Here is a 13665-nt window from a genome sequence, read left to right as displayed (position 1 = left end):
GAGCGTCCGTTGAGCCTGAGGCAGAGCGGTCTGTTCGAGCGTGGCAGCAGGTGAGGTGACGCCGCAGCAGGTCCTTGGCGGGTCTACGCTCTCTCCCAAACGAACGCCGGCATCGAAGCGCTTCTCCACGATGTTGCGCATCCCGTTATCGCTGTAGAGCTCCACCTTGATGTCAGGGTAATCCGGCGCCGACGCGGCTCGCCTCGATCTTTCTCCGCAAGCACCGGGCCTTCTCGCCGCTCGCTGGGGCTGTCGCGCATGAACGCGGGCGACAATGAACAAGTTGAGGCAGGCTTACTTCCGTACGACGCCTTCTATCGTGGTGCCGTGACGCGACTGATGAGATACACAATGGCTGTCGCCGAAGAAGGGAGCGTGAATTGACCGAAACTGCAAAGAACACGACCACATCCGCTCAAGGTCAGTCTTTGAGCCACGGTATTTCCTTTGGCGAGGCGCTCCGGGTCTGGGCACGCGTGGCGGCTTTGAGCTTCGGTGGCCCAGCCGGACAGATTGCGATGATGCATCGCATCATTGTCGAGGAGAAGCGCTGGATCGGCGAGACCCGATTTCTGCATGCGCTGAACTATTGCACTCTACTGCCAGGGCCGGAGGCGCAGCAGCTAGCCATCTATATCGGCTGGCTCATGCACAAGACCAAGGGCGGTCTGGTTGCAGGGGCCCTATTCGTACTCCCCGGCGCCGTCGCCATCATGGTGCTGAGCTGGATCTACGCCCTCCTCGGAAATGTCGGCGCCGTTCAGGCGCTCTTCTTCGGATTGAAAGCCGCGGTTCTGGCGATCGTGCTCGAAGCGGTTCTTCGTATCGGCCGTCGGGCGCTCAGGAACAGCACCATGATAGCCCTTGCTGCCGGGGCATTCATCGCGCTTTTCCTGTTCCGCGCCCCCTTCCCACTGGTCGTCCTCGCTGCGGGTCTCATCGGCTTTGTCGGCGGTCGAGCCGGCTGGGCTGCCTTTCAGGCGGGCAACGGACACGGAAAAGTAGGCAGCAGGCAAGTCGCTGATATCGAGACCGCGCTTGGCGAAGAGATTCCGCCCCATGCACGCCCCCCAATCAGTTGGTCGATCAAGGTTGCCGGTGTCGCTCTCTTTTTGTGGTTCGCTCCGGTGCTTGCACTTGCCGCGTTTTTTGGCCCAGGCAATGTCTTTACCGACATCTCGATCTTCTTTTCGAAGATGGCGATGGTCACCTTTGGCGGCGCCTATGCGGTTCTCTCCTATGTCGCTCAACAAGCCGTCGAGCACTATCATTGGCTGAAGCCCGGCGAGATGTTGGACGGCCTCGGCATGGCTGAGACAACGCCAGGGCCGTTGATCATGGTCACCCAGTTCGTGGGCTTCATGGGCGCCTACCGCGACCCCGGTCTGTTTCATCCGTTGCTCGCTGGCACGCTGGGCGCGCTGCTCACGACCTGGGTGACTTTCGTGCCCTGCTTTCTCTGGATTTTCCTCGGCGCGCCGTTCATGGAAACGATGCGCAGCAACAGGGCTCTGTCCGCCGCGCTGGCGGCAATCACCGCGGCGGTCGTCGGGGTCATCCTGAATCTGGCGGTCTGGTTCGCGCTGCACGTGCTCTTTCGCGAACTCTGTGAAGCGCGCGGATTCGGCATGACGGTCGATGTGCCGGTTCTGAGTTCCGTGAACCTGGCCTCTCTCATTCTGACCGTCGGCGCGATGGTCGCGGTGTTCCGGTTCAAAATCGGCATGCTGACAGTCTTAGCCGGCTGCTCCCTCATCGGCCTTGTCTATGGATTGTTCATGGAGTGGGTCCAGCTTCTTTAACGCGATCCAGCAGCGCTTCCACTCGCAGATGGGTGTTCCGACGCATTCATCCTATGTCATGGCGGTCGTGACCGAGGCGGACGCGCCGCGGCCGCAAGCTCACCTCGGTGCCGCGTAGTTCCTTGAAGACGTCGCTATAATCGCCGTACCCAGGCGCCCCGCATCAGGAACTCCGCCGCGGCTGGCCCGTTTTCATTCTGCCGAAAGGAGAAGACGATGAGTACCAAGGATACCAATGCGACCCCTGAACAGTCTGAACCAGCCGATATTCTTCAGCCGGCAAACCGAAAGAAGCACCGGGACGAGGAGTCGATCGCACCACCAACGGTCCAGCCTCCCGGGGCAAAGGACACGAGTGAGAAACCCGAAGTGAACCCGGTCACCGGCGGGGCGCTATAGCGCTCGCCACGCCTATTTGACCACCTGCACGACGGTGCGGCTCTTCACATCCGCGATGACGCGCTTCTCGTTGACCACCGCAAAGCCATAGCGCCTGTCGGCCGGAACCGTATTGAGAAAGACTGTTTCAGGCACCGGTTTGCCAACGGATATCTGCTCCTGCAGCACAAGCGGCCGTTGCGGAAGCGGCTGCAGTTCGACGTATTGCGTCACGCCTCGCGGCGGTGGGTCGATCGCCGCACCCTCGACGGGTCCTGCGGCAGCGACCACCGTCGTACCGGCAGCGCCGATTTCGTTTGTGCTTTGCGCTTGGACAGGAGCCGCGGCCAAAAAAACCGCAACACCCAATGCAACGGAGCTCTTGACGAGGACAATTGTCATGAGAGCTACTCCAGCTACGAATCCCTTCTCGTGAAGAATCGCCTGCCGCGAGCTTTGTTCCGGCGTGGTCGCGGTATCGGACCTTGGTCCTACACGGGAAGGTTAAAGGTCCTAGAACCATTGCACGCTGCTCCTCGTGACGCATATCGCTCTGAGACGACCACGCGGCATCCTCGTCAGCCGTCCACGTCGTCTGAAGGTCCCAGAGTCAACGCGATTGTCCCTTCTAAACGCTCTGGGACCTTCATTGCCGTCCATCTCCGTGACCCTCTATGCGGAAACCCGGCTTGGCCTGCGCACGGCCCTCACCTTCCCGCTGCTTCCTCCGCCACAGAAAAAGCGATCGCCGCCATCGGATTCAAGGCCGGAAACGCCTGCACCCGGGGGCATTTCGAGCGTTTCGAGGACTTCTCCCGTTTCCGGGTCAAGGCGTCTCAAGTCGCTCTCGTCGCCTTCCCATGTGGCATGCCAGAGCTCGCCATCGACCCAGGTGACGCCGGTGACGACCCGGTTGGATTCGATGGTGCGGAGAATCTTCCCGGTGTCGGGATCCACCTGGTGGATCTTCCGCCCTCGATAATGGCCCACCCAAAGCGTTCCTTCCGCCCAGGCCAGGCCTGAATCGCCGCCCTCGGCAGGCGCCGGAATGGTGGCAAGCACGCGGCCGGTCTCCGGATCGATCTTCTGGATACGATCTTCCGCAATCTGGAACAGATGCCGACCGTCGTAGGCCGTTCCCGCATGTGCGGCGACATCGATCGAGCGCACCGTCTTGCCGCTCACCGGATCCAGGGCGTTCAGCCTGTCGCCGGACGCGAACCAGACGTGCCGGCCGTCGAAGGTGACGCCGGCCACCTGCTCGGTGTTCGGGAAAGGTCCGTACTCCTGGAGAATTTCGGCTTTCGATCGTTTCATTTTTCCATCCTCGTCGCTGTAGGTGTCTCGCATCCTAGTCGCTCGGTAGCGGGCCCGGGAGTAACAAGACTGTCGGGAAGCCCGGGACGGGCGGGGTCATCCAGCGAAGCGCCCGTCCGCGGCCGAAGGACTGTACCTTGCCGGCCGACGCAAGCTGCTCGAGTGCGCGCTGCACGGTGCGCGGGCTCGCCCCGAGCGCAATCGCCAGTGCCGAGCTCGACCACGACTCTCCGTCGGCCAGCAGGGCAAGCACCGCCGCATGCTGCTCTTCTACCGGCGGCGTCAACACGACGACCGCGCCCGCGCGCCGCGGCGAAAGCACAAAGCCCTGTTTCGTCGCCCACACCTGCGCCAGCGCATGAAGTTCCGTGCGGAGCCGTCCGATCTCCACGCGCAACCGGGCGCGGTGCGATTCGTCCGCATGTCTTGCCCGAAAGGCGCGTGCGAGGAGCGTGGCTCTCGGCACGTCTGCCGGCCAGGCTTCGCCGAGCGCGCGGGCAAGCGCGAAGAGCACCGGGCGCGTCGCGAGCGAGACGACCAGCCTTTCGTCCCGCACCACATTGCGGCAGGCATCCACCACGAGCGCTCCCGACGCGAGCAGCGTTTCCACTTCCTCGATGAGGAGAGAGCGCTCGCCACCGCTGCCGATCAGGCGCGCGACGGGCGCATCGAGCACGAGCGATGCGCTTTCGACCTCGGCCGTCAGTGCCGGGATATTGGCTTCGCGCGCGGCGCGTTCGGCTCGGGCGAGCGCTATCCGCGCGGCTTTCGCCTGCAGACGCCGTATGGCGATGCCGGCGACGACGAGTTCGCGGGCCGCCCGCGTCGCCGGGGGGAGCGCCATGCCGGAGTCCAGCTCTGCAAGCGCGCGTTCTGCCTCGTCCAGGCGGCCGATGAGAAGCAGGCGCCGGGCCTCGAGATTGCGCGCATGCGCTGCATTGACGTGATCGCCATGCGCTTCGAGCGTCGACCTCGCCGCTTCGAGCGTTTTCGTGGGCCAGCCGAGATCCCGCGAGACGAGCGCAATCTCGGCCTCGGCGACGATGCAGCGCGCGCGCGCCACCGCCTGTCTCTGGCCGAAGGCATGCGCAGCGCTTCTGAGAAGAGTCTTCGCCCGGCCGAAGTCTCCGAGCTGCGCCATCGCAATGCCCCGAAGCGCGAGCGCATGCGCGTCGTCGCGCAAAGCCACGCGGTTCAGTACGCCGAGCAGATCGCCGGCCGCGAGCGCCCGTGCCGCAGCGGTGATCAGCGAGTCCATCGAAATCCCGTCACACTTGTCACTCTCACCATGCGATCTCCGGCTCTAGTCTGGGTTCCTGTCGGTCGAACAACCCGCCCCCGGGCAATGTACGACGACAAATGGCCAAAGGAGAAGAATGATGACGGCACATGCAATCGGAACACGGGAAGAATGGCTGGCAGCGCGGCTCGACCTGCTCGAGGCCGAAAAGAACCTGACGCGGCGAAGCGACGAGCTGGCGCGGTGGCGCCGGGAATTGCCCTGGGTACGGATCGACAAGGCGTACCGGTTCGAAACCGACGAGGGCGAGGCCTCGCTGCGCGACCTCTTCAAGGGGCGCTCGCAACTCCTCGTCTATCATTTCATGTTCGGCCCCGACTATACGGCCGGCTGCCCGTCCTGCTCTGCGATCGCCGATGGGTTCAACGGGATCGTCGCTCATCTCGAAAACCACGACGTCGCCTTCTCCGCGGTTTCGCGCGCGCCGCTTGCGAAGCTCAAGGCCTATAAGCAGCGGCTGGGATGGAGCTTCCCCTGGGCTTCTTCGGACGATGGCGACTTCAACCGCGATTTCTGCGTCTGGTTCACCGAACAACAACAGCGCGAGGGCGGCATCGAGTATAATTTTCGCCGCGAGCCGCCAATCCCCGAACAACCGGCATCTGAGCCGCTCGCGGGCAGGACAGTCCGGGATTGGGACCCGAGCGGCAGCGAGGGGCCGGTCGCACAGATCGCAGCCATGACGGGAACCGACGTCGCCACCTATACACGCGACAGGCCCGGCGTCAGCGCCTTCGCGCTCGAGGACGGAATCGTCTATCACACCTATTCCAGCTATGCGCGTGGACTGGATGGGCTATGGGGCATGTATCAGTGGCTCGACCGGGCTCCCCTCGGACGCAACGAGAACGGCATCTGGTGGCGCCGCCACGACGAATATGCCCAAAGGTGACCGTCCGATGCGGCTTGAAACGGGTACCGTCGTGCGAGGCCTCGGCGACTGGCTGGGCTTCGCCGCCGCACCGACTTTCGCGGTTATGGCGCTTCTGGCCGCCGGCGGCGATGCGGATATCTGCTCATCGATACAGGGCGCTTCGATACAGGGCGCTTCGCTGCTGAACGGGATGAGTAGCATGTATTTGCTGATGTCGGTCTTTCACCTGGCGCCATGGCTGAAGCTGATTTCCGCAAGACGGGAAGCGCCAGCTGATCCGGCGCTTCCGCGTGTCACTCCGCCGACTTGAACTGCAACGTGAACACGTTGCCTGCGATCTCGTCGGAGAGTGATTTCGAAAATTCCAGCGGCACGCAATTCTGCAGCGCCTCGGTGGCGGCGGTCACGAATGCCTGCCGCTGCTTTTCGTCGCCGTTCACCTTGATCGCAGTCGGCCGGGGCGGGCCCATCAACGTACCGTCGCCGCGGAACCCGAACCTAAGGGTGACGAAGGAATCCGTGAAGCCTTGCGGCGGAGTCCAGCATCTGCCAAGCGCGGCTCCAAGGTCGGCCACCGTATAAAGCGGTTCGGCATGGAGCCTTTCAGCCCCCGACACGGCAAGGATCAGACCAGTGCAAGCCAATCTCGCCATCTGCATCGTCTTCAGCCCCTATCCCAGAGGATGGTGTAGAGCGGGACGAGGAAAAGTGTGTGCGCTTTTCAGCCCGCATCCCGCTTCTCAACCTGTTCGAATCGACCACGCTCGTGATTTTAGGCCGACGCGGCCCAAGGTCGTTATGATCTAGCAGATTTGGAAGCGCCTGCAACAGGCCCGTATTCCCCCTACCGGCTGCGTTTCAGCGGCGCTTCGTTTTCAGTGCCGCATGGCTCGTGAGGCTGAGGAAGACGGCCAGGAACATGATGCCGAGGATCTTGAAGCCCTCCTCGACGAAAACCAGTCCGGCGAAGTGCTCCGAGACCGCGTCCACCAGGAAGGAACAGCCGAGCGAGGCGACGGCGGCGGCAAGAAGGACCCACTGAATATCCCGGCGGATAAACCAGGCGTGATAACAGAGCGTCGCGAGCAACAGCATATGGGGAACAAGGACAAGCGGCTCCGGGACGCCCGCCGTGGCAATCGCCTCGTGAAGCATCAGGAGATCGTCGATGCCCATCAGGCCCGAAAAGAGTCCGCCGGCGAGAAGCGTGCGTCGCAGATGCGGCGCGCCGAAGCCGGCGCCGGACCAATAGGCCTGGAGAGCCGCAATTCCTCCCGTAAACCAGAAAATGACGCCGAGGTTGGAGACCAACCCGAAATACTTCGGCTGCCCGGCAATCGCGTTGGGGTCGCGTACGAGGTCGTAGTAGTCGATGCCGAAAAGCCGATCGGCGATGACGATCGACGTCAACAGCACGATGCAGGAGCAGATGACGAGAAGGGCGTAGTGGAAATCGCCCTGTATTCGCCTGTCGCGTGTCAGGGCTTTGGCCGTGGTGATGCCTTCGACATCCATCTCGATCCTCCGCAACAGATGCCCCAGCCATGCCACCGCGGACGGTCAGCTGCCTTTGTGACTGTTTTATGACAAAACGCGGCCGGCGGTTGCGGATCTCCCGGCAAGGTTGTCGGAGACCGGCGGCACGGTCGCGGACACAACGGAACCTTGCAGCCTGCCGGACGTTAATCGTTGCGTCGCGTGCCCACCGGGGCGCGACGAGGCCGCAATTTACTTGCGGTGGCACGGAACCCCTCCCCTTTGGTCATGCTGATTTGGGGATCTATGCAAAGGCGATTTGCAGGCGGGGTGACGGAGAGAAAGGATGTATGTCATGAACCAGCACGAAGAATTGCGGGAGAAACCGCCGCTCGATCCTGCCACCGGCCAACCGACGCCGCGGGACCCGGAAGCGCCCGTGACCAGATCGCGCCGTAGCAGTTGGCCATTGCTGGTCATCATTCTTGCTGGCCTGATACTCGCGCTGATCGCCTGGCTGCCGGCAGAGCTGACCAGGGACGCCGAGAACGAGCCGGTCACGCCGAGCCAATCCGAGACGACCCCGCCGGCCGCCGCGCCTACGGATCAGCCCGCGCCTGCCGATCAGGCCGCACCTACGGACCAGGCGACGCCGCCCGCCGGAGGAACGACGGCGCCGGCAGCACCTGAGACCCAGACCCCGGCAGCGCCCGAGACGCCAGCTGCACCGGCAGCACCTGCCACGCCGGCCCAGCCGCAGAGCACTCCTGCGCAGTAGATCGACGAACGCCCCTTGTCGAGCGGGATGAAGTCGAGCGGGATGACGCGCTTTGCCGCGCCATCCCGCACTTCTGCAATCAGATCCGCCCCGAGCGGTCGAGTGACGGAGCGCGTTCGTCTTTCATGAACGAAGTCTTTAACGACATCCTTGTCGATACCCAAACACCTTATTCAGTGATATTCGCGCGGCTCTTCGGCGCCATCCTGCTCGGTGCAATGATCGGCGTCGAGCGTGAAAAGCGGCAGCGGCCGGCCGGGCTCAGGACCCACATTCTCGTCAGCCTCGCCTCCGCGATCTTCGCGGTGGTCGCCATCGAAAGCGTGCACATGAAAAGCCTTTCCGGCCCCGAGGTGCGCATCGATCCCATTCGCGTCGTGGAAGCCGTAACCGCGGGAGTGGCCTTTCTCGCCGCCGGCATGATCGTCTTTTCGAAGGGTGAGGTGAAGGGCCTGACGACCGGCGCTGGCATGTGGCTTGCCGGCGCCGTCGGTCTCGGGGTTGGGTTCGGCTTCTGGCTGATAGCGGCCTTCGCCGCCATTGCGAGCCTCGTCGTGCTCTTTGTCCTCGGCCGGCTGGAGGTGGCGTTGCAGTGGAAGGCGCCGGACGAGTTCGACGCGGACGCTACGTCGCAGAAGAATGAAGATCCAGGAGAAGACCGGCCACGAGACCGGGTCGATGTGCGCGAACGATGATCGGAGCCGCCAATGGCCGCCCGATCAGCGCAGTTCGGAAATTGGGGTTGTCTGATACCCACCCAAGGGGAGCGGACGGTTGTCGAAGACCGACCTACCCTCCTTCAGGCCATGAATGACAGCAACGGCCTTACGGGCTTCGTCCGGCGTCGCGAACAACTGGCCTTCCAGGGACCAGACGCTGAATTTCACGGCCATGAACCGCAATCGGCCGTTCTCCGGGATCAGCGCACCGACAGCCTCGCCGGCAAACTCCACCGTGTGCTTGCTCATCGTGTTTGAAACTCCTCCCGCGGCCGGGCAAAGCCCAAGCCGGCCGACTCTCGCGGTCAGCCGGAGGAGAAACACGCGAAGACCAGGTTGGTTCCGGCGCCAGAACAAAAAAAGCTATGACCATCGCCTCTCCTCATAAAGGCGCGGCCTCAAATCACCTTGTTGTAAGACAACTGACATGCACATGAGCTTTCGTCTCCGCCCGAATAAATCACTTGCCGTTGCAGCCGAGTCAGGCCCGGCCGGCTTAACGCAGCGCCCGTTTGCGCGTTCCTGAGATCGGTCGCTCATATTTTTTGTTGACAGATGTCTGACAATTGCGCAATTTTTCATTCGACAGGACCGCGCCTAGGGCGAGCGGCCGGCAAGCCTCCTGGCGCCGGCCGAGAACAAGAAACGGCCTGCGGGAACGAAAACTTGGGACCGGAAATGCACTCACCCAAAATAGGCGTGCAGGCTTCTGCACTTTCTGAACGCATCGACGACGCGATTGCCCGCCTCGCCCCCGGCGCGGAGCACCTTCTTGAGCAGCTTGTGTCGGTCAACAGCATCAATCCGGGCTTTCCCGGCATTGCCCGTGAAACCGTGATCGGCGGAGAGACGGCCTGTACGCGCCTCATCGGCGCCTATCTCTTCAACCTCGGCTTCGAACTCCATGACATCGCAGTCGATCCGCAGCGGGTCAATCTGGCGGCAGTATTGAAGGGCACCGGCGGCGGGCGCTCCCTGCTCTTCAACGGCCATGTCGACACGGTCGCTCCGTTCAAGCCCGAAGCCTGGATTTCCGGAGATCCGTGGAAGCCGGTACGGCGCGGAGAGGAGCTCTTCGCTCTCGGATCCACCGACATGAAGGGCGGCCTTGCCGCTGCCTGTCTCGCCATCGCGGCGCTCAAGGAGGCCGGCGTCCTGCTGAAGGGCGACCTGCAGGTCCATGCCGTCGTCGGCGAAGAGACGATGGACCACGAAAACGGCACGACAGCCGTGATCAAGGCCGGCTTCCGGGCCGATGCGGTCATCGTTGCCGAACCCTCCTCCCAACCCGAGCCGCTGACGATCGCTCCCGTCTCGGCCGGCAACTTCAACCTTGAAATTTCGGTCAAGGGTCATGGCACCCATGCCGGCAACCGCGGGGCCGCTATCCGCGCCGGCGGCGAAGGCTCGAGCGCCGGCGTCAACGCCGTCGAGAAACTGATCAAGGTCGTGCAAGCGCTACAGGATCTCGAACAGGAGTGGGGTATCAGCAAACGCCATCCGGCCTTTCCGCCGGGGCTGTTTTCGCTCGTGCCGGGCGTGTTCCACGGCGATGTCGGCGTTCCGAGCGTCGGCTACATGGCCGACCACGCCTATGTCGGCTACCTCGTCTGGTACGCGCCGCAAGAAGACCCCGAGGCGGTGAAGGCTGAAATCGAGCGCCATGTGCACCACGCGGCCCAACTCGACCCCTGGCTTCGCGACAACCCGCCGAGATTCACCTGGCGCAGCCACTGGCCTGCTGCAGACGTTCCGACGGATCACCCACTTGTAGACGTGCTCGTCGAGGCCCGTTCCGCAGTGCTGGGTGCCCTCCCCCCAGGGCGGGCCAAAACCGCTTCCTTCAATGCCGTAAGCGATGCGTCCTTCCTTCAGGCTCAGGGCATTCCAGCGATCGTGCTCGGCCCCGGGAACATCCGCTACGCTCATGCTGTCGATGAACGCATCAACATGCGCGAATGGCGAGAATGCGCCCGCATCTATGCCCGCGCCATCGTCGAGTGGTGTGGCCTCGCCAACTGACTGCTGCTGCTTTCGAACCGACACCCGCCATGGAGGCGGGCGGAAAGCACCGTCGGGTGGCGCCGACCGTGCAACGCGCACCTGAACGTTGTTGGAGCCCGACGAACCATGATCGCTTTTCTAGTCTGGAGACTGCCATGACAACCCCGATCCTCGCAGCTCGCAATATCGAAAAAAGCTTCGGGCAGATGCGCGCCATGCAAGGCGCAAGTTTCGATGTCCATGAGGGCGAAATCGTCGCCCTCATCGGCGACAACGGTGCCGGCAAATCGACCTTGACCAAGATTCTTTCCGGCGTGCTCCAGCCGGACAGCGGCGAGATCCTTGTCGATGGAAAGCCGGTCCATTTCGACAGCCCGCTCGACGCACGCACACACGGCATCGAAACCGTTTACCAGGACCTATCGCTGGCGGTCGATCTCAATGCGGTGCAGAACCTCTATCTCGGCCGCGAGATCGCCGCCCCCGGACTGATGGGCCGCCTCGGCTTTCTTGACAAGACGCTGATGCGGCGCAGGGCCCAGGAGTCCTTTACCCGTCTGGGCGTGCGCGTTCCCGACCTGCGCGCGGCCGTCGCCAATTTCTCCGGTGGACAGCGTCAGGGCATCGCGGTTGCACGCGCGCTGATGTGGGCGAAACGGGTGGTGTTCATGGACGAACCGACCGCAGCGCTCGGCGTTGCGCAGACGCGCAACGTGCTCGACCTCATCCGCCGCGTTCGAGACACCGGCATCTCCGTCGTGCTCATCAGCCACAGCATGCCGGATGTCCTTGCGGTGTCGGACCGCGTCACCGTGCTTCGCCACGGTCGTCGCGTTGCGACCTATGCCACCGGTGCGGTTACCTCCGACGAGCTCGTCGCAGCGATGACCGGCGCCCTCGAACGCGAAGGAGCCGCGGCATGACCGTCGAAACCGCATCCGACCACACGACGACCAAGGACCAGCCTTCCATGCTGCATGACACTTCGCCGCCAAAGCCCCTGATCCGCCGGCTGTTGGACGGTCCGGAACTGATGATCTTCGGTTCGCTTATCATCATCATAGCGATCTTCACGGTCATGGCGCCCGCCGCGTTTCTGAGCGGTATCAACCTGCGGAACATGGCGATCGAGGCTTCGATGATGATGATCCTCGCCGTGGGCATGACCTATGTCATCATCGCCTCCGGTATCGATCTGTCGGTTGGCGCCGTGCTTGTCTTCTCAAGCGTCGCGTCGCTGATCGCCATGCGTGCAACTGGCTCGGATGCGTCCTGGGTGCCGGTGCTCGGGCTTGTCGTGTCGCTTGCCTCCGGAGCGATCTGGGGGCTCGTCAACGGCCTCCTCATCGCCAGAGCCCGGCTTACGCCGCTGATCGTCACACTTGCCAGCATGGGCATCGCGCTCGGGTTGGCCCGGCTGATGACCGGCGGCGTCGACCTGACCGGGGTGCCTCGATCAATCGTTACCTCGATCGGCATCGGTCGTCTCGGGGGCATTCCGGTCATCGTGCTGATCGCCTGCGTCTTTACGGCCATCGCCGGCATCGCTCTGCATATGACCCGCTTCGGCCTCTATACCTATGCAGTCGGATCCAACGAGCAAGGCGCGCGCCGCGCCGGCATCAAGGTCGATCGGCATATCGTATCGATCTATGTGATTTCCGGCGTTTGTGCCGGCTTGGCCGGCTATCTCACCCTCGCCCGCTTCTCGTCCACGACGATTTCGGGCCATGCCATGGACAATCTGAAGGCGATCACGGCTGTCGTCCTCGGTGGCGCAAGCCTCTTCGGCGGCGTCGGCTCCATGTACGGTACGGCAGCCGGGGTGTTCATCCCTGTCGTCCTGGCTTCGGGCCTGATCATCGTCGGCCTGCCGAGCTTCTGGCAAGAAGTCGCTGTGGGCATCGTCCTTCTCGCGGCCGTGCTGCTCGACCAGTACCGACGCCGCTCCCGCTCCTCCTGACCTCCAACCACAACCACAAGAGGGAACACAATGACGAAGATGACCAAGAGACTTGCTTTCCTGCTTGCCGCCACCACGCTGTCGGCAACAGTCGCCGCGGCTTCGGACGACATCAGCGTGTCGCTGGTTCTCGGCCAGCGGAACAGCGGCTTCCATGAGGCCATCGCCTGCGGCGCCCGCGCCGCCGCCGAGGAGCTAGGCGTGAAGGTCAACATCCAGGCCGCCCCGACTTACTCAGCTTCCGAACAAATCCCCGTATTGAACTCCGTCATGGCGACGAGTCCTTCCGCCATCGTGCTCGATCCGACGAGCTCGACCGCACTGATCGCGCCGCTTATGGAGGCGGCGGCCAACGGTGCCAAGATCGTTGCCGTCGACACCACCCTTGATGACCCCTCTGTACTGGCTGCCGTGGTCGGCACCGACAATGAAAGTGTCGGCCGGGAAACCGCCAAGGCGCTGGCGAAAGCACTGGAAGGAAAGGCCGGCAAGGTGGCGCAGATCAACAGCATTCCCGGCATCTCCACCGTCGATGCCCGGATCAGGGGCTTCGAGGAAGAGATCAAAAATCATCCGAACCTTACCTACATCGGAAATCAGTTTGCCAGTGAAGACATACCGAAGGCGCAGCAGGCCTTCGTGTCGCTCATGAGCGCCCATCCCGACCTCATCGGCGTCGTATCGCAGTCCAACAACCCCGCGATCGGCGTCGCCGGCGGCATTCGTTCAACCGAGACCGCCGACAGCGTCGTCGCCGTCGCAGTGGATGCCGACGATGCCGAGATCGAGGCCCTGAACGAAGGTCTGCTCGACGCTCTCGTCATCCAGCAGCCCTTCGAGATGGGTTATATTGGCTTCAAGCAGGCCGTCGCTGCCGTCAAAGGCGAGCCCGTCGAGACGCCGATAGGCACCGGCACCGTAACCGCGACCAAGGCGAACATCGCCGAGCCGGACGTCGCCAAATACCTCTACAAGGGAAATTGCATCTGATCGAAAGTTCAGGCGACAGGCGGGGGCCGACAATCTCGCCCCCGTCTTTTTATGCCTCTGGTGA

16 protein-coding genes and 2 pseudogenes are annotated in these 13665 nt (G+C 63.1%); 11 read left to right on the top strand and 7 right to left on the bottom strand.

Annotation, left to right across the window (positions count from 1 at the left end):
- Positions 1–81: 81 nt before the first annotated feature.
- Positions 82–183, bottom strand: a pseudogene (locus ACFHWW_RS13710) (LysR family transcriptional regulator); the annotation flags it as partial.
- 4 nt (positions 184–187) lie between these two features.
- Here ACFHWW_RS13710 and ACFHWW_RS13705 point away from each other — a divergent pair.
- The 3 genes and pseudogenes from ACFHWW_RS13705 to ACFHWW_RS13695 all read left to right on the top strand — a co-directional run.
- Positions 188–379, top strand: a pseudogene (locus ACFHWW_RS13705) (chromate resistance protein ChrB domain-containing protein); the annotation flags it as partial.
- Between the two features lies 1 nt (position 380).
- Positions 381–1802: a chromate efflux transporter gene (gene chrA, locus ACFHWW_RS13700; RefSeq protein ID WP_379938702.1), complete on the top strand. Its 1422-nt coding sequence runs from the start codon at positions 381–383 to the stop codon at positions 1800–1802.
- Positions 1803–2018: 216 nt separating this feature from the next.
- Positions 2019–2201, top strand: a complete 183-nt coding sequence (locus ACFHWW_RS13695) for a hypothetical protein (protein ID WP_379938700.1) — start codon at positions 2019–2021, stop codon at positions 2199–2201.
- A gap of 12 nt (positions 2202–2213) precedes the next feature.
- Here the strand turns inward: ACFHWW_RS13695 and ACFHWW_RS13690 are convergent, their stop codons facing one another.
- From ACFHWW_RS13690 to ACFHWW_RS13680, 3 genes are all read right to left on the bottom strand, one after another.
- Positions 2214–2582: a DUF1236 domain-containing protein gene (locus tag ACFHWW_RS13690; protein WP_379938698.1), complete on the bottom strand. Its 369-nt coding sequence runs from the start codon at positions 2580–2582 to the stop codon at positions 2214–2216.
- A 270-nt stretch (positions 2583–2852) separates the two neighbouring features.
- Complete coding sequence (locus tag ACFHWW_RS13685; RefSeq protein WP_379938696.1) at positions 2853–3497, bottom strand: glutamine cyclotransferase; 645 nt, start codon at positions 3495–3497, stop codon at positions 2853–2855.
- Between the two features lie 34 nt (positions 3498–3531).
- Complete coding sequence (locus ACFHWW_RS13680; RefSeq protein WP_379938694.1) at positions 3532–4755, bottom strand: helix-turn-helix domain-containing protein; 1224 nt, start codon at positions 4753–4755, stop codon at positions 3532–3534.
- Between the two features lie 121 nt (positions 4756–4876).
- Here ACFHWW_RS13680 and ACFHWW_RS13675 point away from each other — a divergent pair, with 121 nt between their 5' ends.
- The gene (locus ACFHWW_RS13675) at positions 4877–5689 is read left to right on the top strand and encodes a thioredoxin family protein (protein ID WP_275596720.1); all 813 of its coding nucleotides are present in this window, start codon (positions 4877–4879) and stop codon (positions 5687–5689) included.
- Between the two features lie 7 nt (positions 5690–5696).
- Positions 5697–5981, top strand: a complete 285-nt coding sequence (locus ACFHWW_RS13670; RefSeq protein WP_379938692.1) for a hypothetical protein — start codon at positions 5697–5699, stop codon at positions 5979–5981.
- Here the strand turns inward: ACFHWW_RS13670 and ACFHWW_RS13665 are convergent.
- Positions 5965–6330, bottom strand: coding sequence for a hypothetical protein (locus ACFHWW_RS13665; RefSeq protein ID WP_018094296.1), 366 nt, complete (start codon positions 6328–6330; stop codon positions 5965–5967). The two genes, ACFHWW_RS13670 and ACFHWW_RS13665, sit on opposite strands and share 17 nt — an antisense overlap.
- A 199-nt stretch (positions 6331–6529) precedes the next feature.
- Positions 6530–7186: a hypothetical protein gene (locus ACFHWW_RS13660; protein ID WP_379938690.1), complete on the bottom strand. Its 657-nt coding sequence runs from the start codon at positions 7184–7186 to the stop codon at positions 6530–6532.
- A gap of 307 nt (positions 7187–7493) precedes the next feature.
- Here ACFHWW_RS13660 and ACFHWW_RS13655 point away from each other — a divergent pair, with 307 nt between their 5' ends.
- Together ACFHWW_RS13655 and ACFHWW_RS13650 are read left to right on the top strand one after the other, a co-directional pair.
- Positions 7494–7925 (top strand): hypothetical protein, encoded by a 432-nt coding sequence (locus ACFHWW_RS13655; RefSeq protein ID WP_379938688.1) that lies wholly within the window; start codon positions 7494–7496, stop codon positions 7923–7925.
- 125 nt (positions 7926–8050) lie between these two features.
- Positions 8051–8620, top strand: a complete 570-nt coding sequence (locus ACFHWW_RS13650; RefSeq protein ID WP_100669473.1) for an MgtC/SapB family protein — start codon at positions 8051–8053, stop codon at positions 8618–8620.
- A gap of 24 nt (positions 8621–8644) precedes the next feature.
- On the opposite strand, the gene ACFHWW_RS13645 is transcribed toward ACFHWW_RS13650, so the two are convergent.
- Positions 8645–8893, bottom strand: coding sequence for a hypothetical protein (locus ACFHWW_RS13645; protein WP_018094292.1), 249 nt, complete (start codon positions 8891–8893; stop codon positions 8645–8647).
- Between the two features lie 429 nt (positions 8894–9322).
- Here ACFHWW_RS13645 and ACFHWW_RS13640 point away from each other — a divergent pair, with 429 nt between their 5' ends.
- From ACFHWW_RS13640 to ACFHWW_RS13625, 4 genes are all read left to right on the top strand, one after another.
- Positions 9323–10666, top strand: a complete 1344-nt coding sequence (locus tag ACFHWW_RS13640) for a M20 family metallopeptidase (protein WP_379938686.1) — start codon at positions 9323–9325, stop codon at positions 10664–10666.
- A 137-nt stretch (positions 10667–10803) separates the two neighbouring features.
- Complete coding sequence (locus tag ACFHWW_RS13635; protein ID WP_100669477.1) at positions 10804–11571, top strand: ATP-binding cassette domain-containing protein; 768 nt, start codon at positions 10804–10806, stop codon at positions 11569–11571.
- The gene (locus ACFHWW_RS13630) at positions 11568–12611 is read left to right on the top strand and encodes an ABC transporter permease (RefSeq protein WP_338278294.1); all 1044 of its coding nucleotides are present in this window, start codon (positions 11568–11570) and stop codon (positions 12609–12611) included. Before ACFHWW_RS13635 ends, ACFHWW_RS13630 begins: the two co-directional genes overlap by 4 nt.
- Before the next feature lie 30 nt (positions 12612–12641).
- Positions 12642–13601 carry a substrate-binding domain-containing protein gene (locus tag ACFHWW_RS13625; protein WP_100669481.1) on the top strand — a complete coding sequence of 320 codons (960 nt, stop codon included), beginning with the start codon at positions 12642–12644 and terminating at the stop codon, positions 13599–13601.
- Positions 13602–13665 lie beyond the last annotated feature (64 nt).

The organism is Sinorhizobium sp. P24N7, from assembly GCF_042436655.1.
Taxonomy (GTDB): domain Bacteria; phylum Pseudomonadota; class Alphaproteobacteria; order Rhizobiales; family Rhizobiaceae; genus Sinorhizobium; species Sinorhizobium meliloti_A.
Note: the sequence above shows the minus strand (reverse complement) of the source record. Positions and strands in the feature narration are given on the sequence as shown.

What these genes read in the sequence shown, in the direction of transcription:
- ACFHWW_RS13695 (WP_379938700.1), top strand. Translation starts at nt 2,019, where the DNA reads ATGAGTACCAAGGATACCAATGCGACCCCTGAACAGTCTGAACCAGCC.
- ACFHWW_RS13690 (WP_379938698.1), bottom strand. Translation starts at nt 2,582, where the DNA reads ATGACAATTGTCCTCGTCAAGAGCTCCGTTGCATTGGGTGTTGCGGTT.
- ACFHWW_RS13685 (WP_379938696.1), bottom strand. Translation starts at nt 3,497, where the DNA reads ATGAAACGATCGAAAGCCGAAATTCTCCAGGAGTACGGACCTTTCCCG.
- ACFHWW_RS13680 (WP_379938694.1), bottom strand. Translation starts at nt 4,755, where the DNA reads ATGGACTCGCTGATCACCGCTGCGGCACGGGCGCTCGCGGCCGGCGAT.
- ACFHWW_RS13675 (WP_275596720.1), top strand. Translation starts at nt 4,877, where the DNA reads ATGACGGCACATGCAATCGGAACACGGGAAGAATGGCTGGCAGCGCGG.
- ACFHWW_RS13670 (WP_379938692.1), top strand. Translation starts at nt 5,697, where the DNA reads ATGCGGCTTGAAACGGGTACCGTCGTGCGAGGCCTCGGCGACTGGCTG.
- ACFHWW_RS13665 (WP_018094296.1), bottom strand. Translation starts at nt 6,330, where the DNA reads ATGCAGATGGCGAGATTGGCTTGCACTGGTCTGATCCTTGCCGTGTCG.
- ACFHWW_RS13660 (WP_379938690.1), bottom strand. Translation starts at nt 7,186, where the DNA reads ATGGATGTCGAAGGCATCACCACGGCCAAAGCCCTGACACGCGACAGG.
- ACFHWW_RS13655 (WP_379938688.1), top strand. Translation starts at nt 7,494, where the DNA reads ATGTATGTCATGAACCAGCACGAAGAATTGCGGGAGAAACCGCCGCTC.
- ACFHWW_RS13650 (WP_100669473.1), top strand. Translation starts at nt 8,051, where the DNA reads ATGAACGAAGTCTTTAACGACATCCTTGTCGATACCCAAACACCTTAT.
- ACFHWW_RS13645 (WP_018094292.1), bottom strand. Translation starts at nt 8,893, where the DNA reads ATGAGCAAGCACACGGTGGAGTTTGCCGGCGAGGCTGTCGGTGCGCTG.
- ACFHWW_RS13640 (WP_379938686.1), top strand. Translation starts at nt 9,323, where the DNA reads ATGCACTCACCCAAAATAGGCGTGCAGGCTTCTGCACTTTCTGAACGC.
- ACFHWW_RS13635 (WP_100669477.1), top strand. Translation starts at nt 10,804, where the DNA reads ATGACAACCCCGATCCTCGCAGCTCGCAATATCGAAAAAAGCTTCGGG.
- ACFHWW_RS13630 (WP_338278294.1), top strand. Translation starts at nt 11,568, where the DNA reads ATGACCGTCGAAACCGCATCCGACCACACGACGACCAAGGACCAGCCT.
- ACFHWW_RS13625 (WP_100669481.1), top strand. Translation starts at nt 12,642, where the DNA reads ATGACGAAGATGACCAAGAGACTTGCTTTCCTGCTTGCCGCCACCACG.